The sequence below is a fragment of the Kitasatospora sp. NPDC058492 genome, from assembly GCF_042720685.1.
Classification (GTDB): Bacteria; Actinomycetota; Actinomycetes; order Streptomycetales; family Streptomycetaceae; genus Kitasatospora.
The window spans coordinates 1-22,745 of record NZ_JBHXMU010000084.1 but is presented as its reverse complement, the minus strand read 5'-3'; the positions used below and the strand labels follow the sequence as shown (position 1 = coordinate 22,745).

Sequence of the window (22,745 nt, the reverse complement as noted above, 5' to 3'; positions counted from 1 at the left end):
GCCCGGCGCACGGCGTTGTGGCTGGAGGGTGGCGCCGAGCCGACCGGCGCGCAACTGTTCCGTTTCCTCCTGGTCAAGCTGTGCGCCGGGGCGGGAGAATCGGCGGCGCCGCTGTACACACTGCCCACCGGAGGACGGAGCCGCGATGCCCCACGCCCAGTCCCCGAGCTCCCCCGGCTCGCCCAACTCCCCCGCTCCGCCGGGCGCTTCGGCCGCCCCCGGGACAGGCGGCGGGAACGACTCGATCGACGCGCTGGACGGCCGGCTGATCCGGCTGCTCGCCGAGGAGCCCCGGATCGGGGTGCTGGAGTGCTCGCGCCGGCTCCAGGTCGCCCGGGGCACCGTGCAGGCCCGGCTGGACCGGTTGCAGGCCAAGGGGGTGATCGGCGGCTTCGGCCCGGAGGTCGACCCGGCGGCGCTCGGCTACCCGGTGACGGCCTTCGCCACCCTGGAGATCTCCCAGGGCCAGGGCGCCGACGTCCGGGCGCACCTGGCGAGCGTGCCGGAGGTGCTGGAACTGCACACCATCACCGGGGCCGGGGACATGATGGTGCGGATCGTGGCCCGCTCCAACGCCGATCTGCAACGGGTGATCGACCGGGTGGTGGGCTTCGACGGGATCGTCCGCTCGGCCACCGCGATCGCGCTGGAGAACCCGGTGCCGTACCGCATCCTGCCGCTGGTGGACCAGGCCGCCGCCGAGTAGGGCCCGCGCCCGGCGGCAGCGGCCTGCGCCCCGGTCAGCAGCTGGGGACGCTGCCGCCGCTCTTCAGCGCCTCCAGTGCCGAGACCGCCTCGCCGAGCGTGCCGACCGGCACCAGGCGCAGCGCCTTGGGCGTGTTGACCTTGGCGTCCGTGCACTCGTCCTTGGGCAGCAGGAACACCGTCGCGCCGTCCCGGGCGGCCGCCTGGGTCTTGAGCGGGACGCCGCCGACCGCGCCGACGACGCCCTGGTCGTCGATGGTGCCGGTGCCCGCGATCGTGAGCCCGCCGGTGAGGTCGCCGCCCTTGCCGTCGCCGGCGAGCTTGTCGATGATGCCCAGCGCCAGCATCTGCCCGGCGCTCGGGCCGCCGACGTCACCCAGGTCGACCTTCACCTTGACCTGGTCCGGCGAGAGGTGGAGGTAGCCGAGCGCGGCGGCGGTGGCGCTGTTCTGCGACTCGGCCATCTGCTGGGCGGTCTGCTCCTCGGCCTTGGCCGGGTTGCCCGGCTGGTAGACCGTGTCGGTCGGGCGCACCGCCTCGTCCTGGTCGAACCAGGCCTGGAGCGCGCGCCAGAAGGTGGTCTTCTCGCCCGGGTTGGTGGCCGAGATGGTGACCATCCGCAGCTCGCCCTCGGTGGTGCGCAGCGGCGCCCCGGTCACGGTGAGGACCGGCTTGTCCTTGTACGTGCCGAGGGTGTCCGCGGTCAGGCCCGGCCAGGTCAGCGTGTACGGCAGCGGGACGAAGGCGGCCACGCCGAACAGCGCGGCGACCAGCACCCCGCAGAGCGTGAGCGCGCGGGTCCGCGGGGAGGTGAGGGCCTTGGGCAGCTTGGTGTCGGACACAAGGGGAATCCAAACACACCGGGGCCCGTGCCGGCCTACCGCAGCGCGTCGGCCACCTCGGTCGCCGCCTCCACCACCCGGGGGCCGACCCGCTCGGGGACCATCCCGTTCAGCATCACCACGCCGACGCTGCCCTCGATGCCGCTCAGTCCGATCAGCGCGGCGGCCGCGCCGCAGGCCCCGGACTGCTCCTCCGCACGGGTGATGACGAAGCCCTGCTCCGGCCGGCGCTGGCTGGGGAAGGTGCGCGCCTCCAGGATGGCCCGGCCGGCGGCGCTCTCGCCGAGCGGGTGGCGCAGCCCGGTGCGGTAGGCGACGTGGAAGTCGGTCCAGCTCGGCTCGACCACGGCGACGGCCAGCGCCTCGTTGCCGTCCACCAGGGTGAGGTGGGCGGTGGCGCCGAGGTCCTCGGCCAGGCTGCGCAGGGCCGGCAGCGCGGCCTCGCGCAGCAGCGGGTGCACGCGGTGGGCCAGGCGCAGGACGCCCAGGCCGACCCGGGCGCGGCCGCCGATGTCCCGGCGGACCAGGCCGTGCTGTTCCAGGGTGGCCAGCAGCCGGTAGACGACGGTGCGGTTGACGGCCAGTCGGGCGGCCAGCTCGGTGACGGTGAGCCCGCGCTCGGAGTCGGCGAGGAGTTTGAGGACCCGGACGCCACGGTCCAGGGTCTGGGAGGTCTCGGCAGTCACGACGGGCATCCTTTCCGCGGCGCTCGCGGGGGCAGGCGGCGCCGGACCGGGTTCGGTGTCGCGCGCAGGTGGGGTGGCCGCGCTCGGACCGCTCGCGGTGTCGTCCTTGACGTGCGTGCGGTCCTGCGGCGCCCGTCCTGTGGGGGTTGCCCGGTGGAAGAGCGTGGGGGAAAGGTAGTGAAGGAAATGTCGTGACGGAAGTGGTTGTCCAAAATTCGGGCGTGATCGTTCTCAACAGCGCGACGGAACCGGGACAAATGCCCGTATTTCTCCGGGCCCGTCAGCGCGCGGATCCGGCCGCGCTCCGGAGTCCGGACACACGGGAGCGGGGCGGCTGGGCCCGCGGCCGCGCGCCGTGCCGTTCCCGCGACCGATTGCGCGGCTACTTCGCCCACTCGCGGATCTTGGCGATCCGCGCCTTCAGCTGGTTCGCGGTGGCCTGCGCGGTCAGCGGGCCGCCGCACTGGCGGCGCAGCTCGTTGTGGACGGTTCCGTGCGGCTGGTCGGTGCGGTGGTGCCAGGCGGCCACCAGCGCGTTCAGCTCCTTGCGCAGCTCCCGGAGTTCCTGGTGGGTGACGACCGGCCGCTGTTCGGCCGGCAGCTCCAGCAGGTCGGCCTCCTCGGCGGGCTTGCCCTTGCTGCGCTGGATCTGCCGGTGCTGGCGCTTCTGCAGCAGCATCTGCACCTGGTCCGGCTCCAGCAGGCCCGGGATGCCGAGGTAGTCGTCCTCCTCCTCGCTCCCCGGGTGGGCCTGCATGCCGAACTCCATGGAGTTGTACAGCACCCGGTCGAAGACCGCGTCGGAGCCGATCGCCTCGTAGGAGAACTCGTCGCCGCCCGCGCCGTCCGGCCCGTCGTTGGCCCGCTCGGCCTCGGCGAGCAGCCGGTCCTCCTCGTCGAAGAGGCCCTCGCCCTCCTTCTTCGGCCGGTCCAGCACGTGGTCGCGCTGGACCTCCATCTCGTTGGCGAAGCCGAGCAGCGTCGGGATGGTCGGCAGGAACACCGAGGCGGTCTCGCCGCGCTTGCGGGCTCGTACGAAGCGGCCGACGGCCTGGGCGAAGAACAGCGGGGTGGAGATCGAGGTGGCGTACACCCCGACGCACAGCCGGGGCACGTCGACGCCTTCGGACACCATCCGGACCGCGACCATCCAGCGCGAGTCCCCGGCCGCGTAGTCGGAGATCCGCTGGGAGGCCTCGGTCTCGTCGGAGAGCACCACGGTGGCCTTCTCGCCGGAGATCTCGCGCAGGATCTTGGCGTAGGCGCGCGCGGTGTTCTGGTCGGTGGCGATGACCAGCCCGCCGGCGTCCGGGATCGCCTTGCGGACCTCGGACAGCCGCCGGTCGGCGGCCTGCAGCACGGACGGGATCCACTCGCCCTGCGGGGCCAGCGCGGTGCGCCAGGCCTGGGCGATCAGGTCCTTGGTCATCGGCTCGCCGAGCCGGGCCTCCAGCTCGTCACCGGACTTGGTGCGCCAGCGCATGTTGCCGCTGTAGCTGAGGAAGATCACCGGGCGGACGACGTGGTCGGCGAGCGCGTGCCCGTAGCCGTAGGTGTAGTCGGCGACGGACTTGCGGATGCCGTCGCCGCCGGCCTCGTACTGGACGAACGGGATCGGGTTGGTGTCGGAGCGGAACGGCGTCCCGGTCAGCGCCAGGCGGCGGGTGGCCGGCTCGAAGGCCTCGAAGCAGGCCTCGCCCCAGGACTTGGAGTCGCCTGCGTGGTGGATCTCGTCCATGATCACGAGGGTCTTGCGCGCCTCGGTCCGGTTGCGGTGCAGCATCGGGTTGACCCCGACGCCCGCGTAGGTGACCACGATGCCGTGGTAGTCCCGGGAGAGCGGGCCGGAGGAGTAGGCCGGGTCGAGCCGGATGCCTATCCGTGCGGCGGCCTCGGCCCACTGCTTCTTCAGGTGCTCGGTCGGCGCGACGACGGTCACCTGCTGCACCAGGTGGTTGTGCAGCAGGTACGAGGCCAGGGTGAGCGCGAAGGTGGTCTTACCGGCGCCCGGGGTGGCGACCGCGAGGAAGTCGCGCGGCTGCGTCTCGATGTACCTGTCCAGCGCGCCCTGCTGCCAGGCCCGCAGCTTGCCCGCGGTGCCCCAGGGGGCGCGGCCGGGGAAGGCCGGCGAGAGGTGGTGCGAGGCGGCGGACGCGGCGGGTCCGGCACCCCGGGCGGGCGCCTGCGGCTCCGACACGTCGGAGAACAGCGGCATCGAGGAGGCGGCGGCAGTACTCACGGTCTCCGAGGGGGGATCATCGCAGGTCAGGGGCGGTTTCTCAGCCCCGCCCCGCGGAAGGGCGGCGATCGGACAACCCGCCCAGCGTACCGGCCCGGCGCCGTCGGGGCGGCCAGGCGAGGCTCCGCGCCGGGCTCGGGCGGCCGGAAATCGACGTGACCCGGATCACATCCGATCGGTTCCGAAACCGAGTAATCACGGCCGGTCCCGGGACTCTCACCAGGGTGAGGCCGCCCCAACCCTCCCCCTTGTCGACCGGCCTCACACCGACCCGAAGGGACTCGCCGTGCACACCGCCGCCGAAGAGACCGTCCAGGCCCGTCTGATCCTCTCGCTCCACCGCTCCGTCCGGCTGCGGGTGGTCCTGAGCTACCTGCCGGAGGACCCGCTCGCCGTCCGGATGGCCTTCCCCGCCGAGTTCTCGCTGGACGAACCGGCGGACGGCGGCGCGGGCGCGGGCGCGGACGGCGCCGACGACATCGTCTGGGTCTTCGCCCGCCAGCTGCTCTCGGCCGGCCTGGAGCTGCCGGCCGGCGTCGGCGACGTCCACGTCCGGCCCGCGGTCGGCCGGCGCACCATGGTCGAACTGCGGGCGCCGGAGGGCACCGCGCTGCTCCAGTTCGACACCACCGACCTGCGCCGCTTCCTGTGGCGCAGCCGGCTGCTCGTCCCCGAGGGCGAGGAGCACCTGCACCTGGACGCCGACCGCGCGCTCGCCGAACTGCTCGGCTGAGCGGCGCGCGGGGCCGGCGTCCGGGGGCGCCACCGCGCTTCCGGCCGTCACCCGGGTCCGGGGCCCGGGGCGCCTCAGCCCGACAGCCTGCGCATCAGCCGGACGCCCTGTGCCGGCGTCAGGTGCGGCAGGTACGCCTTGCCGATCGCCCGGGTGATGCTCGGCAGCGCGGCGGGGTCGGGGTAGGCCATGTACATCGGCCGGTACTCCGGCTGGAACTTCGACTTGAACGCGAGCAGCGAGCGGAAGCCGTACACCGGCTCCAGCACCCGTCCCATCCAGTCCAGCATCCGCTGCAGGCCGGAGGGCTCCTCGTCCTGCCCGGAGCGGGCCAGCGGCGCGCCGGACAGCGACAGGAAGCGCGCACCCTCCTCCTTGAAGCCCAGCGCGGCCGAGGCGATCAGGAACTCGTTGACGCCGCGGAAGCCGTCCGAGCGCCGGCGCATGAAGTCCAGCGTCCAGCCGACCGGCACGCCGTTCTCGTACACCGGCATCCAGCTGGTCAGCCCGTGCACGACGCGCTGCTCGTCCACCGCGATCAGCACCCGCACGTCCGGGTCGTCCAGCTCCTCCAGTCCGCCGAGCGTGAAGCCCATCTCGGGCAGGCCCTTCTCGGAGACCCACTCCTCGGAGATCGCCCGGATCTGGTCCCGCAGCGCGCGCGGCGCCTCGTGGTGGGACCACCACTCGGCGGTGATGCCCTGCTTGCCGGCCTTGTTCAGCGCGGTCCGGATGTCCTGCCACTTGCGGCCGGTGAAGGCCAGCTCGGGCAGCGCCACCACGGTGTCCTCGGCGACCTGCACCGAGCGCCAGCCGAGCTGCGCGGTGGCCTCCCGGGTCTGCGGGGAGACGCTGTAGAAGCACGGGGTCCAGCCGCGTTGGTCGCAGAACCGGGCGAACCCGGCCACTGCCCGGGCCCGGGCCTCCGGCGCGCCGAACGGGTCGCCGGTGGTCAGCGCCACCGTGTTGTGCACCCGGTAGGCGACGGCCGCCCGGCCCTCCTCGTCGAACCAGTAGTGGTTGCCGTCCCAGGTGGTGATGAAGGACAGCGTCCCGCCGCCGTACGCGGTGAGCAGCGCCCTGGCCCGGGCGGCCGCCTCCGCGTCGGTGTGCAGCACCGGCCGGCGGAAGGCCGGCAGCAGCGCGGTCAGCGCGACCACCCAGAAGGCCAGCCCGCAGTACGTCTCCAGGAACAGCGCCACCGGGCCGACCGCGATCGGGTAGTCCGGCAGCAGGTCGTTGTAGGCGGGCGGCAGGAACTGCGCGGGCAGCCCGTGCAGCAGCCGGCGGATGTTCGCCCCCGGCTCGAACTGGTCGGCCGCGAGGCGCCCGAGCCCCACGTACGCGGCCGAGGCCGCCAGGGCGGCGCCGCCGAGCAGCGCGCCCAGCCGCAACACCGCCCGGCCGGCCAGCCGCAGCCGGAAGCGCTGCCGGGTGGCCAGCAGCAGGCCCAGGGTGAGCAGCGGCAGCAGCAGCGCCTCGACGAAGTACTGGACCACGTCGCCGCTGACCGGGCCGGAGTCGAGGTACAGCCAGCCCAGCAGCGCCGCCCAGAGCAGCTCGGTGGCGACGGTGATCCGCCAGGCGAGCCGCAGCCCCCGGCGCAGCCCCTCGGCCAGGACCAGCAGCAGCGCCGGGAACAGCGCGGCCATCAGCCGGCCCGGGGTGTCGAAGATCCGCTCGACGGCGTGCGCGCGGGCGCAGTCGTGCGCCGACAGCGCGCAGAAGTCGGCCACCTCCTCCGGGCTGAGCCGGTGCGAGAAGTACAGCTCGGAGAAGGTGTTGAACGGCCCGCTGGCGTTGTCGTACAGCGAGGCGATCAGCGGCCCGAGGGCGGCGGCGACCAGGCAGAGCGCCACCAGCACCCGGGTCTCGGAGTGCGAGGAGCGGTGGGTGCGCAGGTGCAGCCCGCCCCGGGCGAGCAGCGCGCCGGCGCCCAGCCCGACGAACGCGGCGGCGCACCGCTGGACGCTCTGCAGGTGGCCCACGTAGAGCGTCATGACCAGCGGGGCGAGCAGCACCAGCAGGTGCAGCCGGCGGCGCCAGAGCACGGTGAGCCGGTAGCCGAGCACCCCGGCCAGCGCGAACAGGCCGACGCCGGGGCCGACCGAGGTCTGGTCGGCCACCGAGACGGTCCACTGCTCGCCGACCCGGGAGCCGACCGCGATCAGCCCGGTGCCGAGCAGGGTGCCCGCCAGCTGCCCGCCGACCAGCACCGCGAGCGTGCGCAGCCACCCGAGCCGGTGCTCGGCGGCCGGGCCGACCAGGACCAGCAGCAGGCTGGTGAACACGTACGAGCCCAGGCCGGAGCACCAGAACAGCGAGGTGAACGGCGTCCACCAGTGGCCCTCGGCGAGCGTGGGCACGCCGACGCCGACCCGGTCGAGCAGCCGCTCGGACGGCCCGTGGGCCAGGCTGCCGGTGGCCGCGCCGAGCGCCCAGAGCCCGGCCAGCAGCACCAGGGTGAGCGGCGCCGAGCGCAGCCACACGCCGAACGTCCGGGTCGCCCGCCAGGCCCGCTGCGGGCGTGGCTCCGGCGTTCCGGCGACCGGCGCGCGGTCCGACGGCCACTCCTGCTCCTTGGCCGGCGCGGGGGCCGCGGGGAGCCGGATCACCGGATCAGTCCGGTCTGCTGGGAGAGCCAGGTCAGATTCTGTTCGAAGGCCTGGCGGAACACCACCCAGCTGTGCCAGCCGGGGATGGTCTGGTAGCCGACCTTCATTCCGGCCGCCTGTGCCGCCGCATAGGCCTTCTCCTGCATGGGTCGGAAGTCCGGGTCGTTGGCGCCGACCACGAACATGCCTGCGGTGTCGGGGAACTTCTGCCGGGCCATGACGTGCACCGGGTCGACGGCGTCGAACGCGGCCTCGTCACCGCCGAAGGCCTTGTCGACGGTCTCGCCGCGGTCGCCCAGGGTCGGCTCGTCCTGGCCGGAGATGTCCAGGAAGGTGCCGTAGACCCCGGGCGCGTTGACGGCCAGCTGGAGCGAGCAGGTGCCGCCGAGCGAGAGCCCGCCGATGGCGAAGGCGCCCCGGCCGGTGGCGGTCTGCAGGTTGTGGTGGATCCAGTCCGGGACGTCGGTGGCCAGGTAGGTGTGCGCCTTGGCGATCCGGGAGTCCATGCAGAGCGTGTTGGTGAACGGGCTGCCGGTGGGGTCGGCGACCACCACGATCGGGGCCAGGCCCTGGTGGTCGGCGGCGAAGGCGTCCAGGGTCTCCTGGATGGCCCCGGAGGTGATCCAGTCCACCGGGGCGCCGGGCTGGCCGGGCAGCAGCACCACGACGGGCAGCAGCGGCCGGGGGTTGGCCTGGTAGGCGGGCGGCAGGTAGACGTACCCGTCGCGGGCCGTGAAGCCGGACTTGGCCCCGGGGATGGTCACGGTGGAGAGGGTGCCCTTCGCGGGCAGGCCGGGCGGCGCGTGCCAGAGCTCCTCGACGGGCTTGCCGGGCGTGGCGGCGACGGTGCTGGCCACCTTGCCCGTGGTCAGCGCCTGGATCTCGGGCACCAGCATGGCCCGGGCGGTCGGGTACTGGTCGAAGCCCCGGTTGACCTGCGAGGCGGCCATCAGCAGCACCAGGACGGCGGCTCCGGTCGCCAGCAGCCGCCGGCGGACGGCGAGCAGCGGCGCGCGGAAGCAGACCAGGGATATCGCGAACAGCGCGACGGCTATCCAGCGCAGGACGAAGTCCGGTGTGCCCTCCGGGAAGGGGTGCCACCAGCCGTCGACGCCGAGCTTCACCAGGGCGGTGAGCGTTCCGGCCAGCATCAGGGCGCCGAAGAGGCGCGGGGCCCGCCAGCGTTCGTGGCGGGAGAACGCGAGCAGGACCAGCGACCCCCAGCCCGCGGCGAGCACGGCGTACGGGATCGGGCCGTGGGTGAGCGGCCAGTCGATCGGGTTCCAGCGGGTGGCGAGGGTCAGCGTGGTCATGCGGCTTTGCCCGGCCGGGTGGTGTCGGCCAGGAAGCCGTAGGCGACGACGTTGCCCTCGTAGCCGTGCTCGGCGCTGTACGCGCCGCCGCAGGTGATGACCCGCAGCTGAGCGTCGGCGGCCTGGCGGTAGACCCGGTCGTCCGGGAAGTCCTTTCGGTCGTGCACTTCGATGGCGTACAGCTGGTAGACGGCGACGGCGCCGTCCGCGCGGGCGATCTCGATCCGGTCTCCGCGCCGGAGCGCCCCCAGGTTGTAGAAGACGGCCGGGCCGGCCTTGTTGTCGACGTGCCCGGCCAGGATGGCGGTGCCGCGCTGCCCGGGGCTGGCCCCGCCGCGGTACCAGCCCGCCAGGTTGCGGTCCGCCTCGGGCGGGGCCTGGAGGTGGCCGTCGGGGTCGAGGCCGAGCGCGGTGACCGGGGCGTCCAGCCGGACGGCCGGGATGCGGATGCGGGTGGGGTCGGACGGGCCCAGTGGCGGGGCGACGGAGACCGGGGCGAAGCCGGACAGCGTCTGCGTGCTGCCGGGGGCGGGCGGCAGCGCGCCCTGCCCGCCGTCGTGCAGCAGCCAGGCGCCGAGTACCAGCGCGGCACCGGCCGCCAGGGTGCCCGGCCACGGGCTCCTGCTCTGCTGGACGCCCACGGGCGCTCCCCTCTACCGACGGATTCCCGATCCTGGGAGTTTCCTGGGAAACAATTCAATCGGATCGGACCTTAAAGCACGTCCACACGATGGGCGTAATGACACCCCCCGTTCGGCAGGGCAATCGCCCGAATCCGTGCGCCCAGTGGGCACCCGGTGACGGAACGCGACGGCCGTTTCCCAGGTGACGGCGCCACCGGAACGCCTCGGTACGAGCTTCGACGGCGCGGGGGGCCTGTCCGGTTGCGTCAATCGGGCGATCGATGACGACCGCGGGTGGCGCCTCGTCGACCGATCGGGCCCAGCTGGCATGCTGACCCGGTCACGGGTTCTATCACCCCACTTGTCCGACCGGATTTCCGCACGCCTGTACGCCTGCCGAACGCCTCATGAACGGAGTGACCATGGCCGCTCTCTCCCGCCGCACCCTGCTGGCCGCCGGTGCGGCCTCCGCCGCCACCCTGGCGACCGGCTGTGGAAGCAACAGCGCCGACAAGCCGATGATCGGCTCGGCCGTCCCCCCCACCGGCGCGGCCGTCGACCAGAGTGCCGGCCCCACGGACACCGCCGAGCCGCAGGCCGTCCTGATCGGCGACGGCTCCACCTCCGACACCGGGGCCCAGCCCCACCAGCCCACCCCCGAGCGGCTCAAGGCCGGCGAACGGCCGCCGCAGTTCGTGGTCTTCTCCTGGGACGGCGCCGGCGAACTCGACAACGGCCTGTTCGCCCGCTTCCGCCGGCTGGCGCAGGAGCACAACGCCTCGATGACCTTCTTCCTCAGCGGCCTCTACCTGCTGCCCGAGTCCAAGAAGGACCTCTACCGCCCCCCGCAGCACAAGGTCGGCGCCTCCGAGATCGGCTACCTCACCGACCAGCACATCCACGACACCCTGGAGAACGTGCACGCGGCCTGGCTGGAGGGCCACGAGATCGGCACCCACTTCAACGGCCACTTCTGCGGCTCCACCGGCGTCGGCAAGTGGTCCCCGGAGGAGTGGGACAGCGAGATCCAGCAGGCCATGGACTTCGTGACGAACTGGCGCACCAACACCGGCTTCACCGACCTGCCGGCGCTGCCCTTCGACTACCACAGGGAGCTGATCGGCAGCCGCACCCCCTGCCTGGAGGGCCAGCGCAACCTGCTGCCCACCGCGGTCAAGCGCGGCTGGCGCTACGACAGCAGCGGCAACGGCACCCAGGTGTGGCCGCAGAAGATCCAGGGCGGCGCGCTCTGGGACCTCCCGCTGCAGTCCATCCCCTTCCCCGGGCACACCTTCCAGGTGCTGTCGATGGACTACAACATCATGTACAACCAGTGCGGCCCCAACACCAAGGCCGACCCGGCGCTCTACCCGGGCTTCCAGGCCCAGGCCCGCGACTCCTACCTGCTGGGCTTCGACCGCACCTACAACGGCAACCGGGCGCCCTACGTCATCGGCAACCACTTCGAGGAGTGGAACGGCGGCATCTACATGAACGCCGTCGAGGACGTGCTCCGGACCATCGCGGACAAGCCGGAGGTCCGGCTGGTCTCGTTCCGCCAACTGGTGGACTGGCTGGACGCCCAGGACCCGGCGGTGCTGCGCAAGCTCCAGGGCCTCGCCCCGGGCCAGGCGCCGACCGGCGGCTGGGAGGCCTTCCTCGGCACCCCCGGGGCACCGCCGGTGCCCGCCGCCGCCGGCTGACCCTCAGGACCTGGTCCGGACCCGGCCGGAGAGCAGCGCCCCCAGCAGCGCCACGCCGGCCATGGCCAGCAGGATCACCGCGAACGCCAAGGGCGACCCGGCGGCACCGGACGAGCCGGCGGCCCCGGCACCCTCGTGGGCGGCGGCGAGCGAACCGCCGCCCAGCACCGCGAACATCACCCCCGCCAGGCCCGTCAGCAGGACGTTGCCCAGCGCGTCGCTCATCTGCAGGGCCGCCGAGTTCACCCCGGCGTCCTCCGGCGCGGAGAGCTTCATCATCAGCACGCTGACGCTCGCGACCGTCAGTCCCATCCCGATGCCGCCGATACCCCAGGCCACCGCCGCCACCCAGGCCGGCACCGCCGGGACCAGCACCAGCGCGGCGCCCGCGATCGCCACTGCGGTCAGCACGAACCCGCCCCGGATCATCGCCTCGCGGTAGCGCTCGGCCCCCGGCCGCCCCTGCAGCCAGGAGCCCAGCGCCCAGGTGAGCCCGCCGCTGGTCAGGGTGAGCCCCGACATCGTCGGCGAGAGGCCGCGCTCGGTGGTCATCATCAGCGGGACGAAGGCCTCGGCCCCGAGGAACGCCCCGGCCGCCAGTCCGCGCAGCAGGATCACCGCCGGCAGCCCCCGACCGGCCCGCAGGGTCCGCTCGGGCAACAGCCCCAGGACGGCCGGCACCAGCAGCGCCGCCCCGACGGTCCCGGGGAGCAGCCCGATCAGGTCGTGCCGCCCGCCCGCGTACTGCAGCAGGCCGGCACCGAGCGCCGCCATCGCGGCCAGCAGGGTGCGCCGGCGGTCGAACTCCGCGCCCCTGGCCACCGGGTGCTCCCGCTCGGAGCGGGTCAGCGCGGGGCCCATCACGGCCAGCGGCAGCAGGATCAGCACCGGCACGGCCAGGAACACCCAGCGCCAGCCGAGGTGCTGGGTGATCGCGCCGGAGACCAGCGGCCCGATGATCGAGGGCAGCACCCAGGCCGAGGAGAAGGCCGCGAACACCGCCGGTCGCAGCCGCTCCGGGTAGGCCCGGCCGACCACCACGTACAGCGCGACGATCACCAGCCCGCCGCCCAGGCCCTGGACCGCCCGCCCGGCCACGAACACCCACATGCCCGGCGCCGTCCCGGCCACCACCAGGCCCACGCCGAACACCGCGATGCCGGTGAACAGCGGCTGCAACGGCCCGCGCCGGTCGCACCACTGCCCGGAGACGACCAGCGCGAACAGCGTGGTGGTGAAGTAGCCGGAGAAGGCGAAGGCGTACAGCCCGATGCCGTTCAGCTGGCGGGCCGCGGTCGGCATCGCGGTGTTGACGGCGGTCGCCTCGAAGGCGATCACCAGGACCACCGACACGATCCCCAGCGTCAGAGCGCGGTAGCGGCCACTGAGGACCCCGCCACCGGGGTCGGGTTCGGAGGGTATCGGGGCGGAGTCGACCGAGGTGGGGGAGGCAGTGGTCATACGTAACATCGTAAGGGCCGTCTGGCTTCATGACCCCTGACCCGAGTCGGTGATCAGCTAGTCCGCAGGGCTTAGGACCAGGGTCAGGGGGAAGCTCAGCCGGCGGTCAGTGGAGCACCTTCAGGCCGACCACGCCGGAGACGATGAGCAGCAGGCAGCCGATCCGGGCCGCCGTCACCGCGTCCCCCAGGACGGCCATGCCGTAGAGCGCGGTGCCGACCGCGCCGATGCCGACCCAGACCGCGTAGCCGGTGCCGATCGGAATGGTGCGCATCGCGTACGCCAGCCCGCCCATGCTCAGCAGCAGGGTCACACCGAAGACGAGGCTGGGGGTGAGCCGGGAAAAGCCCTTGGACGACTCCAGGGCCACCGCCCACACGGTCTCCAGGACACCCGAGATGATCAGAACGAGCCATGCCATGACGGCCTACCTCCGCAGTCCACAGCGGCCGGATTGCCGCTGAACTGCGCCGTCTTGTCGTCACCGGGTACGACGCGCTCGTCCGGGGCGGCCGGGCAACCGACCACCTGGTTCCGACCGTAGCACAAGCCGCCATACAGAATTTACATTCCACCGTTGACGGCCCCCCGCGCATTCCGCCACTATGAATTCACTGGCCGTGTGCCCGAGCGGCTTAGGGAACCGTCTGCAAAGCGGTGTACACGGGTTCGATTCCCGTCATGGCCTCGCCGGAAATGGAATTGCCGGTCGACATTCCGTCGACCGGCAATTCCTTTTTCCGCCATTTCCGGGGCGGTCGGCCGAAACCGCCGCCCCCGCCCGTCAGACCGCGACCGCGTCCTCCGGCCGGATCGGCAGCCGGCCGACCGGCAGGCCGGTGGCCGCCCGGACGGCGGCGGCCACGGCCGCCGGGGCGACCACCGCGGGGGCGGCGCTGACCGCCTTGGCCCCGAAGGTGGCGACCACGTCCCGCTCCTCCAGCAGGGCGGCGATCCGCACCTGCGGGGTGTCCAGCGCGGTGGGCAGCCGGTAGCCGGTGAGCGAGGGGTTCAGCAGCACGCCGCCCTCGGTGCGCAGGTCCTCCAGCAGCGCCAGGCCGACGCCCTGGGCCACGCCCGCCTCGATCCGGTCCTCGATCTGCCGCGGGTTCAGCGCCCGGCCGACGTCCTGGGCGACCGTCATCTCGACCACCCGGACGGCGCCCAGCTCGATGTCCACGTCCACCACCGCGCGCATCGCGCAGAACGCGATCGACACGAAGGCGTCGCCCTGCCCGGACTCGTCCAGCGGCTCGGTGGGGTGCGGGCGGCACTGGGCCGTCGCCCAGAGCTCCTTGCCCTCCAGCGCCTCGGCGACCGGCATGCCGAGCACCCCGTCGTACGAGGTGATCTTGCCGTCGGCGATCTGCAGCAGTTCCACCGACATCCCGAAGTTGGCGGCGATCGGCTGCAGCAGCTGGTGGCGGACCATCAGCGCGGCGCGCTCGACGGCGCCGCCGGAGACCCAGGTGTGCCGGCCGCGGGCGGAGGGACCGGCGATGGACTGGTCGCTGTCGGCCGGCGCGATGTACACCTCGCTGACGCCCAGCACGGTCTGCACGATCTGCCGGGCCAGCGTGGCGAAGCCCTGTCCGGAGTCGACGGCCGCGCAGATCACCGTGGCGTGGTCGCCGCTGACCCGCACGGTGGCGGTGGAGACCTCGTCCTCGCCCTCGGCGCCGAGCATGTGCACCATGCCGACGGCGTAGCCGATCCCGCGCCGCACCGCCGCCGGGTCGCCGGCGCCACCGGGTCCGCCCGGCAGCAGCCACTCGGCGTCCGGGTCGTCCACCGGCAGGGCCGGCAGCGGCTCGGCCGCGACGGCCTCCAGCAGCGCGCCGACCGGCGCCGGGCAGGTGACGGCCTGTCCGGTGGGCATCGGGTCACCGGTGGCCATCGCGTTGCGGCGGCGGATCTCCACCGGGTCCACGCCGATCCGGGCGGCCAGCTGGTCCAGCTGCGACTCGTAGGCGAAGCAGGCCTGCAACGCGCCCTCGCCGCGCATCCGCCCGGCCGGCGGGTTGTTGGTGCGCACCGCCCAGGCGTCCACGAAGACGTTCGGGCAGACGTACGGGCCGACCGAGAACGCGGTGGCGGCGGCCAGCGCCTCGGCGGAGACGTCCGCGTACGCGCCGCCGTCCAGCAGGATCTGCGCCTCGACCTTCACCAGGGTGCCCTCGGCGTCGGCGTGGTGGCGGTAGCGCAGCAGCGCGGGGTGGCGCGAGGGGTGGGTGTGGAAGGACTCCTCGCGGGTGAGGGTCATCTTCACCGGGCGGCCGGTGCGCAGCGCCAGCAGCGCCAGGGTGACCTGGAAGGAGAGGTCCTCACGGTCGGTGGTGGCCCCGGGCACGCCGGTGACCACCAGCCGGACCCGGTCGGGCTCCAGACCGAGGCAGGCGGCGGTGCGGTCGCGGTCGCCGTGCGGGTCGGTGGAGGACAGGTGCAGTTCGACGCCGCCGTCCGGGCGCGGCACGGCCAGCCCGGCCTCGGCGCCGAGCGGGGCCGGGTCCTGACGGCCGACCTGGTAGAGGCCCTCGATGATGATCTCGCCGGCCGCGTCCGGATCCCCGGTGCGCAGCGGCAGGTGGCGGAACAGGTTGCCGTCCGGGTGCAGCGACGGGGCGGTGAAGGCCTGCTCGGGGTCGGTGACGGCCTCCAGCGGCTCGTAGTCGACCGCGATCAGACCGACCGCCAGCCGGGCGGTGTCCGGGTGGTCGGCGGCCACCGCGGCGATCGGCTCGCCGTGGTGGCGCACCACGCCCGCGGCCAGCACCGGCCGGTCGGCGACGATCGGCCCGGCCGGGGCGCCGTCCGGGGCGCCGTCCGGACCGGGCGGCAGGTCGGCGGCGGTGACCACGGCGTGCACGCCGGGCAGCGCCAGCGCCGCCGCGGTGTCGATGCCCCTGATCCGGGCGTGCGGGTGCGGCGAGCGCAGTACCGCGCCCCAGAGCAGCCCCTCGGCCCACAGGTCGGCCGCGTACGGGTAGATGCCGAGCGCCTTGGGCAGCGCGTCGCTGCGCAGCGGTGAGCTGCCCAGGCCGAACGGCTCCGGTGCGCCGCCCTCGCCGCCGTCCTGCTGGAGTGCTGCGCCGATGTCGGTAGGCGACGTCATGATGCGTGGTCGTCCTCGGGGAGCCGGATGCCGTGGGCGGGGGTGGCGCCGTACGGGACGCCGGCCGGGGCGGTGCCACCGGCCGGAGCGCCGTGCGGGGGCGTGGCGACGTAGGCGGCCCCGGGCAGCGGCGTGCCGTGCGCGGGGGTGGGTTCGTAGACCGGGGCGTCGTACCCGGCGTCGTAGCCGTTCTGCTGCGGGTAGCCGCCGGGCACGTAGGTGCCGTGGGCGGGGGTGCCCTGGTACGGCTGCTCGGGGTAGCCCTGCGGCGGGTAGTACACCTGGTCGTCGGCGGTCTGGGCGGGGATGCCCTGGACCGGCGTCAGGACGGCGGTGTCGTACACGCCGGTGTCGTAGCCGCCCTGGCCGTCGCCGTACGGCTGGTCGGCGCCGGCCGGGGGCTGCTCGGCGGGCGGCTGCGGGACGTGCTCGATCCAGGCGTCGGCGTCGGCGTAGACCGGCGGTTCGGCGGCCTGCTGCGGTCCGGCGGCCGCTTCCCCGGCGGGCTGGTCGGCGGGCTGGTCCGTGTCCGGTGAGGCGGCCTGGGCGGCGGTCGCGGCGGCCGTCTCCTCCGCCTCCTCGACGTCCTCGGCGCGCGCGTCGGCGATGCTCTGGACGGCGGCCAGCACGCCGCGGTAGCCGGTGCAGCGGCAGAGGTTGCCGCAGAGCGCCTGGCGGGCCTCGACCTCGGTCGGGCGGTGGTTGCGCTGGAGCAGGTCGTGCACCGCCATCGCCATGCCGGGGGTGCAGTAGCCGCACTGCACCGCGCCGGACTCGGCCAGCGCCTGCTGGACGTCGCTCGCGCCGCCGGCGGCCGACAGGCCCTCGACGGTGTTGATCTCGCTGTCGGCGGCCAGCGCGGCGGGCACCAGGCAGCCGGCCACCAGCTGGCCGTCCACCTGCACCGAGCAGGCCCCGCACTCGCCCTGCTCGCAGCCGTCCTTGGCGCCGGCCAGGCCGAGCCGCTCGCGCAGCACGTAGAGCAGGCTCTCGCCGATCCAGGCGTCGGTGACGGGCCGTTCGAAACCGTTGACCCGCAAGGTGTACGAGGCGCACGGGCGCAGCTCGCGGCTGACCTGCGGGGTGAGGCCGAGCGGGTCGGCGTCGAGGGTCTCGATGGGGTCTGTGGTCACTTCAGCGCCCTTCCCAGTGCCCGTCGGGCCAGCACCGATACGGTACGCCGCAGCCGAACGGCGGCCGCGCTCGGCCCCTCGGTCGCGGCCTCCCAGGCGCCTTCGGCGCCGTAGCTGTCGGGGACGCAGGCGGCGGCCACGTACTCGCCGAAGGCGGCGGTCGCGGCCGGGTCGATCTCCCGGCTGCCGTCCCAGTCGATGCAGCCGGCGACCCAGGCCTCGGCCTCCAGCGGGCGCAGCGGCACGGGCGCGACGGCGCCGACCGCGCAGCGCACGGCGCGCCGGGCGGGGTCGAGGACCAGCGCGACGGAGGCGGTGGCGCGGGCCGGGCCGCTGCGGCCGGTGGCCTTGAGGAAGACCTGCGGGGCGTGCAGCAGCGGGACGCGCACCCAGGTGAGGAGTTCGCCGGGGCGCACCGGGTCGAGGCCGGTGAGCAGGTGACTGACCGGCACCTCGCGGCTGGCGCCGGCCCGGGCGAGGGTGACGCTGGCCTCCAGGGCGGTGAGCACCGGGAGGGTGTCGCCGGCCGGGGCGGCGGTGACGATGTTGCCGCCGAGGGTGCCGACGTTGCGGACCTGCGGCGGGCCGGCGGTGCGGGCGGCGTCCGCGAGCGCGGGGATGAGCGCGGCGAAGTCGGGGCGGTCCATCCGGGCGTGGGTGAGTCCGGCGCCGAGGACGGCGGTGCCGCCGTCCTCGTAGCGCCAGCCGCGCAGTTCGGTGATCCGGCCGAGGCCGACCAGGGCGGCGGGGCGTAGCCGTCCGGCGTTGACGGCTTCCATCAGGTCGGTGGCGCCTGCCACCGGTACCGCGGCCGGGGTGGCGGCCAGCGCGTCGACGGCCTCGTCGAGGGAGGCCGGCAGCATGATCGTCCGGTTCACCTGGGTCCCACCGTGCTCCACTTGCTCATCGATCGGCTGCCGCCCGCGGCCTTCGGCCGTGGTGTCCGCGTCAGCAGCCCGGCCTGGCCCGTAGGGTACGGGCGATCGGGCCGGGTTGGGCAACTCTGGCACACAATGCTCGATGATCATTTCGGGGCAGGTGAACGGGACTGCCCGATTGGGACGGATACCGGGCGGTATCTGCCCAGGCCCGAACCGGACCTGGGCAGATGTTCATCTGTTCTTGACGTCAGATGACCACTCAGAAGTTCCCGCAAGGGCGAGTCCGTCGCGCTCAGCGCACCGGCGGCGGGCCCTCGATCGGCCGGCCGGCCACCCCGGGCCAGCGCTGCCAGGGGTGCGGGCCGTCCGCCGGGCGGTACTCCACGCCGAGCGCGTCCAGCACCTTCAGGTGCGCCTCCAGCCGGTGCTCGAAGCCGGCGTAGTCGCGCTCGGCCGGATCGGTGGGCAGGTCGGACCAGGCGACCTCGGCGAAGGCCACCAACCGGGGAAAGGCCCGGTAGTCGATGTCCCGGGCGCTGTCCATGAACTCGCTCCACAGGTTGGCCTGGGTGCCGATCACGTGCCGGGCGGCCGTCTCGTCCAGTTGCCCGGGCACCGGCTCGAAGCGGTACACGTCCTCCAGCGTGCGCACGAAGCCGACCGGGATCGGCTCGTCCGGGCCGTCGGCCTGCCGGTGGTCGAAGTAGACGTGCTGCTCGGGGCACATCACCACGTCGTGCCCGGCCTTGGCCGCGGCGATCCCGCCGCCGAACCCGCGCCAGGAGGAGACGGCGGCGCCCGGGGCGAGCCCGCCCTCCAGGATCTCGTCCCAGCCGATCAGCCGGCGGCCGCGCTCGGCCAGCCAGCGGTCGAAGTGCCGGATCACGAAGCTCTGCAGCTCGTCCTCGTTGGCCAGGCCGAGCTCGCGGATCCGCGCCTGGGCGGCCGCGCTGTCCTTCCACTGCTCCTTGGGGCACTCGTCGCCGCCGAGGTGGATGAACTCGGACGGGAAGAGCTCCAGGACCTCCTCCAGCACGCCCTCGAAGAAGCGCAGCGTGTCCTCGGAAGCGTTGAGCACGTTGTGGCTGACGCCCCAGTCCGTCCAGACGCCGAGCGCCGCGGTGTCCACCACGTCGGTGTTGCCCAGCTCGGGGTAGGCCGCGACGGCGGCCTGGGTGTGCCCGGGCAGGTCGACCTCCGGGACGACGGTGACCCCGCGCGCGGCCGCGTAGGCGACGATCTCGCGCAGGTCGTCCTGGGTGTAGTAGCCGCCGTGCGGGCGGTCGTCGCGGCGCTGGCCGGCCCGGTAGCCGACCATCGAGCGGTCCCGCCAGGCGCCGCGCCCGGTCAGGCCGGGGTAGCGCTTGATCTCCACCCGCCAGCCCTGGTCGTCGGTCAGGTGCAGGTGCAGCACGTTGAGCTTGTGCGCGGCCAGCAGGTCGACGAAGCGCAGCACGTCCGACTTGGGCAGGAAGTGCCGGGCGACGTCGAGCAGCGCGCCGCGCCAGCCGAACCGGGGGGCGTCCTCGATGTCCGCGCCGGGCAGCACCCAGCCGGTGCCGCGCAGCGGGGAACGGCGGAAGGCGTCCGGGCCGAGCAGCTGCCGCAGGGTCTGCGCGCCCCACAGCGCACCGGCCGGCCCGCCCGCGGCCATCAGGGCGTGGCCGGGGCGCACCGTGATCCGGTACGCCTCGGCGGCCAGCGCGTCGTCCTGGACCAGTTCGATGCCCGTGCCCGGCCGGCCCGGGCCGAGCGGCAGCCCGGTGGCCGCGGACAGCGTGGTGCGCAGCCACCGCTCGGCGTCGGCCAGCCCGGGCGGCGCGGTCAGCGTGGTGGCGTCGTCGAGGGGGAAGTCCTCGTCCGGGCGGCGGACGGCACTCGAAGGCACGGGAATGAGGTCCATTCCGACATCCTGCCCCCGCCCCGGACGACTGGCATAGACCACTTCGGAAACTCGGCACTATGCAAAACGGCACTGTGCACAACCACACCGTGCACAACGGCGCCGGGCACCGGCCCGCGGCGGCCGGTGCTACTTGCCGCCGTTGTTGTCGTCGCCGCCCTGCGGCTTGCCGATGCCGTCGTAGATCTCCTTGCACATCGGGCAGACCGGGTACTTCTTCGGGTCGCGCCCGGGCACCCAGACCTTGCCGCAGAGCGCCACCACGGGCGAGCCGGAGAGCGCGCTCTCCATGATCTTGTCCTTCTGGACGTAGTGCGCGAAGCGCTCGTGGTCGCCGTCCCCGTGGGACACCTGGGGGACGGGCTCGACCAGGGTGCCGGTGCCGAGGCCGCGCTCGGGCTCAAGAGTGCTCATAGGTGCCAAGTCTATGGGCGCCCCGCGAAACCCGGCCAGTATCGCGACGGCGGCCCGTACGTCAGTTCAGCGTCGGGTCGTCCGGATAGGTCGCGAGCAGCGCCAGCGGGCCGCGCTGGCGGCGCAGCACCGAGCGCCACAGCCGCTCCGGTTCCGGGCTGGAGATGTCCCCCGGCTCGCAGTCCACCAGGTACCAGGCGCCGCTCCCCAGCTCCGTCTCCAGCTGGCCCGGCGACCAGCCGGCGTACCCGGCGAAGATCCGCAGCGCGCCCAGCTCGCCGGCCAGCACCTCGGGCGGCGCCTCCAGGTCCACCAGGCCGATCGCGCCGTGCACCCGCCGCCAGCCGAGCGGCTCGCCGGTGCCCGGCTCCCCCGGCGCCACGGCGAGGCCGAGCGCCGAGTCCAGCGCCACCGGTCCGCCCTGGAACACCACGGCGGGCTGCCCGACCAGCCGCCCCCAGCCGTCCAGGACGCTGCCCACCTCGACCGGCGTCGGCCGGTTGAGGACCACACCGAGCGCCCCCTCGACGTCGTGGTCGAGGAGCAGCACCACCGCCCGGGCGAAGTTCGGGTCGGTGAGCAGGGGCGTCGCGACGAGCAGACGGCCGGTGTGGGACCGTCCTGCGTGCGAGTGGGCCGCCGTCATGCCCACATGATCCCGCAGAACGGCCGGGGTCGGACACCTCGACGATCGAAACCCCGCCACGCCGGACAAACACCCGAACGGCCCCTCCGGCGGGCGGGAGCGAGCCCGGAGAGAGGACCATCACGGGAGAGGCTCACGGGAACCATCGGCACGCCCACTACCATCTACGGATGGTGGACGCCCTTCTACGGTGCCGACTCGGTTTTGCCGGGGGCCCGAGCGCGCCCGTACCAACCGGTCCACCACCGGCTCTCTACCGGAGCCTTCCCACCCCTCTGGCACCCCGGATTGCGAGAACGATGACCGACGACGTCCTGCTGGTCCACGGCGGAAACCCGCTCGAAGGCGAGATCCGCGTCCGCGGTGCGAAGAACCTGGTGCCCAAGGCCATGGTCGCCGCCCTCCTCGGCCAGGGCCCCAGCAGACTGCGCAACGTCCCGGACATCCGCGACGTCAAGGTGGTCCGCGGCCTGCTCCAGCTGCACGGGGTCACCGTGCGGACCGGCGACGAGGACGGCGAGCTGATCCTCGACCCGTCGCACGTGGAGAGTGCGAACGTCGCCGACATCGACGCGCACGCGGGCTCCTCGCGGATCCCGATCCTGTTCTGCGGCCCGCTGCTGCACCGCCTCGGCCACGCCTTCATCCCGGGCCTGGGCGGCTGCGACATCGGCGGCCGCCCGGTCGACTTCCACTTCGAGGTGCTGCGCCAGTTCGGCGCCACCATCGAGAAGCACCCGCAGGGCACCTACCTGGTCGCCCAGCAGCGCCTGCGCGGCACCAAGATCGAGCTGCCCTACCCCTCGGTCGGCGCGACCGAGCAGGTGCTGCTCACCGCCGTCCTCGCCGAGGGCGTCACCGAGCTGCGCAACGCGGCCATCGAGCCGGAGATCGTCGACCTGATCTGCGTGCTGCAGAAGATGGGCGCGATCATCACCCTGGGCACCGACCGGACCATCCTGATCACCGGCGTCGACGAGCTGGGCGGCTACACCCACCGCGCGCTGCCGGACCGCCTGGAGGCCGCTTCCTGGGCCTGCGCGGCGCTGGCCACCAGGGGCGACATCTACGTCCGCGGCGCCCGCCAGCTGGAGATGATGACCTTCCTGAACACCTTCCGGAAGGTCGGCGGCGCCTTCGAGGTGGAGGACGAGGGCATCCGCTTCTGGCACCCGGGCGGCGAGCTCAAGGCGATCGCCCTGGAGACCGACGTGCACCCGGGCTTCCAGACCGACTGGCAGCAGCCGCTGGTCGTCGCCCTGACCCAGGCCACCGGCCTGTCCATCGTCCACGAGACGGTGTACGAGTCGCGGCTCGGCTTCACCGGCGCGCTCAACCAGATGGGTGCGCACATCCAGCTGTACCGCGAGTGCCTGGGCGCCACCCCGTGCCGCTTCGGCGCGCGCAACTTCCTGCACTCGGCGGTCGTCTCCGGCCCGTCCAAGCTGATGGGCGCCGAGCTGGTCATCCCCGACCTGCGCGGCGGCTTCTCGTACCTGATCGCGGCGCTGGCGGCCGAGGGCACCTCGACCGTGCACGGCATCGACCTGATCAACCGCGGCTACGAGAACTTCATGGACAAGCTGCGCGACCTGGGCGCCCACGTCGAGCTGCCGTCCGAGCAGCTGGTCGACGCCTGACCCGCAGGGCCCGTAGGCCTACGGGCCCTGCGGCCCTGCGGGCCTACGGGCCTACGGGCCTACGGGCCTACGACGAGAGGCCGGGCTCCCCAGACG

Annotated in this window: 18 protein-coding genes, 1 tRNA gene and 1 riboswitch; of the genes, 5 read left to right on the top strand and 14 right to left on the bottom strand. The window is 73.7% G+C overall.

The window, feature by feature from the left end; all coding sequences use genetic code 11:
- The first annotated feature begins 145 nt into the window (after nucleotides 1–145).
- Nucleotides 146–706 (top strand): Lrp/AsnC family transcriptional regulator, encoded by a 561-nt coding sequence (locus ACFWPI_RS35610; protein WP_363370312.1) that lies wholly within the window; start codon nucleotides 146–148, stop codon nucleotides 704–706.
- A gap of 34 nt (nucleotides 707–740) precedes the next feature.
- Here the strand turns inward: ACFWPI_RS35610 and ACFWPI_RS35605 are convergent, their stop codons facing one another.
- The 3 genes from ACFWPI_RS35605 to ACFWPI_RS35595 all read right to left on the bottom strand — a co-directional run bounded on the left by ACFWPI_RS35605 (nucleotide 741) and on the right by ACFWPI_RS35595 (nucleotide 4,448).
- Nucleotides 741–1,547 (bottom strand): S16 family serine protease, encoded by an 807-nt coding sequence (locus ACFWPI_RS35605; protein WP_244293447.1) that lies wholly within the window; start codon nucleotides 1,545–1,547, stop codon nucleotides 741–743.
- Nucleotides 1,548–1,582: 35 nt separating this feature from the next.
- Nucleotides 1,583–2,233 carry an IclR family transcriptional regulator gene (locus tag ACFWPI_RS35600; protein ID WP_063349190.1) on the bottom strand — a complete coding sequence of 217 codons (651 nt, stop codon included), beginning with the start codon at nucleotides 2,231–2,233 and terminating at the stop codon, nucleotides 1,583–1,585.
- A gap of 382 nt (nucleotides 2,234–2,615) precedes the next feature.
- Nucleotides 2,616–4,448, bottom strand: a complete 1,833-nt coding sequence (locus ACFWPI_RS35595; protein WP_063349189.1) for a DEAD/DEAH box helicase — start codon at nucleotides 4,446–4,448, stop codon at nucleotides 2,616–2,618.
- A 310-nt stretch (nucleotides 4,449–4,758) separates the two neighbouring features.
- Here ACFWPI_RS35595 and ACFWPI_RS35590 point away from each other — a divergent pair, with 310 nt between their 5' ends.
- Complete coding sequence (locus tag ACFWPI_RS35590) at nucleotides 4,759–5,205, top strand: SsgA family sporulation/cell division regulator (RefSeq protein ID WP_380378159.1); 447 nt, start codon at nucleotides 4,759–4,761, stop codon at nucleotides 5,203–5,205.
- Nucleotides 5,206–5,279: 74 nt separating this feature from the next.
- On the opposite strand, the gene ACFWPI_RS35585 is transcribed toward ACFWPI_RS35590, so the two are convergent.
- Genes ACFWPI_RS35585 through ACFWPI_RS35575 form a run of 3 tightly spaced genes read right to left on the bottom strand, consistent with a single transcriptional unit; the run spans nucleotide 5,280 to nucleotide 9,774 of the window.
- The gene (locus ACFWPI_RS35585) at nucleotides 5,280–7,820 is read right to left on the bottom strand and encodes a phosphatidylglycerol lysyltransferase domain-containing protein (protein ID WP_380378160.1); all 2,541 of its coding nucleotides are present in this window, start codon (nucleotides 7,818–7,820) and stop codon (nucleotides 5,280–5,282) included.
- Nucleotides 7,817–9,133, bottom strand: coding sequence for an alpha/beta hydrolase-fold protein (locus ACFWPI_RS35580; protein ID WP_363370316.1), 1,317 nt, complete (start codon nucleotides 9,131–9,133; stop codon nucleotides 7,817–7,819). Before ACFWPI_RS35580 ends, ACFWPI_RS35585 begins: the two co-directional genes overlap by 4 nt.
- Entirely contained in the window at nucleotides 9,130–9,774 is a 645-nt protein-coding gene (locus tag ACFWPI_RS35575; RefSeq protein ID WP_063349186.1) for a class F sortase, read from the bottom strand. The genes ACFWPI_RS35580 and ACFWPI_RS35575 overlap by 4 nt, the downstream gene beginning before the upstream one ends.
- Nucleotides 9,775–10,178: 404 nt before the next feature.
- On the opposite strand from ACFWPI_RS35575, the gene ACFWPI_RS35570 reads away from it, so the two are divergent.
- On the top strand, nucleotides 10,179–11,459 hold the full coding sequence (locus tag ACFWPI_RS35570; protein ID WP_380378163.1) for a hypothetical protein: 1,281 nt from the start codon (nucleotides 10,179–10,181) through the stop codon (nucleotides 11,457–11,459).
- A 3-nt stretch (nucleotides 11,460–11,462) separates the two neighbouring features.
- On the opposite strand, the gene ACFWPI_RS35565 is transcribed toward ACFWPI_RS35570, so the two are convergent.
- Both ACFWPI_RS35565 and ACFWPI_RS35560 read right to left on the bottom strand, forming a co-directional pair.
- Nucleotides 11,463–12,920 carry an MFS transporter gene (locus ACFWPI_RS35565; RefSeq protein ID WP_380378164.1) on the bottom strand — a complete coding sequence of 486 codons (1,458 nt, stop codon included), beginning with the start codon at nucleotides 12,918–12,920 and terminating at the stop codon, nucleotides 11,463–11,465.
- A gap of 106 nt (nucleotides 12,921–13,026) precedes the next feature.
- Entirely contained in the window at nucleotides 13,027–13,341 is a 315-nt protein-coding gene (locus tag ACFWPI_RS35560; protein WP_063349183.1) for a multidrug efflux SMR transporter, read from the bottom strand.
- Nucleotides 13,342–13,384: 43 nt separating this feature from the next.
- Nucleotides 13,385–13,451, bottom strand: a riboswitch (guanidine-III (ykkC-III) riboswitch).
- An 85-nt stretch (nucleotides 13,452–13,536) separates the two neighbouring features.
- Here ACFWPI_RS35560 and ACFWPI_RS35555 point away from each other — a divergent pair.
- Nucleotides 13,537–13,608, top strand: a tRNA-Cys gene (locus ACFWPI_RS35555).
- A gap of 96 nt (nucleotides 13,609–13,704) precedes the next feature.
- On the opposite strand, the gene ACFWPI_RS35550 is transcribed toward ACFWPI_RS35555, so the two are convergent.
- The 6 genes from ACFWPI_RS35550 to ACFWPI_RS35525 form a co-directional block, all read right to left on the bottom strand.
- Nucleotides 13,705–16,032 carry a xanthine dehydrogenase family protein molybdopterin-binding subunit gene (locus ACFWPI_RS35550; protein ID WP_363370322.1) on the bottom strand — a complete coding sequence of 776 codons (2,328 nt, stop codon included), beginning with the start codon at nucleotides 16,030–16,032 and terminating at the stop codon, nucleotides 13,705–13,707.
- A complete protein-coding gene (locus tag ACFWPI_RS35545; protein WP_380378166.1) occupies nucleotides 16,029–17,165 on the bottom strand; it encodes a 2Fe-2S iron-sulfur cluster-binding protein in 1,137 nt (378 codons plus the stop codon). Before ACFWPI_RS35545 ends, ACFWPI_RS35550 begins: the two co-directional genes overlap by 4 nt.
- Entirely contained in the window at nucleotides 17,162–18,028 is an 867-nt protein-coding gene (locus ACFWPI_RS35540; protein WP_363370383.1) for an FAD binding domain-containing protein, read from the bottom strand. Before ACFWPI_RS35540 ends, ACFWPI_RS35545 begins: the two co-directional genes overlap by 4 nt.
- A gap of 310 nt (nucleotides 18,029–18,338) precedes the next feature.
- Nucleotides 18,339–19,949: a beta-N-acetylhexosaminidase gene (locus ACFWPI_RS35535; RefSeq protein ID WP_380378168.1), complete on the bottom strand. Its 1,611-nt coding sequence runs from the start codon at nucleotides 19,947–19,949 to the stop codon at nucleotides 18,339–18,341.
- A gap of 129 nt (nucleotides 19,950–20,078) precedes the next feature.
- Nucleotides 20,079–20,363: a DUF3039 domain-containing protein gene (locus ACFWPI_RS35530; protein ID WP_063349181.1), complete on the bottom strand. Its 285-nt coding sequence runs from the start codon at nucleotides 20,361–20,363 to the stop codon at nucleotides 20,079–20,081.
- 61 nt (nucleotides 20,364–20,424) lie between these two features.
- Nucleotides 20,425–21,009, bottom strand: a complete 585-nt coding sequence (locus ACFWPI_RS35525) for a YqgE/AlgH family protein (RefSeq protein WP_063349180.1) — start codon at nucleotides 21,007–21,009, stop codon at nucleotides 20,425–20,427.
- Between the two features lie 299 nt (nucleotides 21,010–21,308).
- Between ACFWPI_RS35525 and murA the strand changes: the two genes are divergently transcribed.
- Nucleotides 21,309–22,649 carry a UDP-N-acetylglucosamine 1-carboxyvinyltransferase gene (gene murA / locus ACFWPI_RS35520; RefSeq protein ID WP_063349179.1) on the top strand — a complete coding sequence of 447 codons (1,341 nt, stop codon included), beginning with the start codon at nucleotides 21,309–21,311 and terminating at the stop codon, nucleotides 22,647–22,649.
- Nucleotides 22,650–22,745 lie beyond the last annotated feature (96 nt).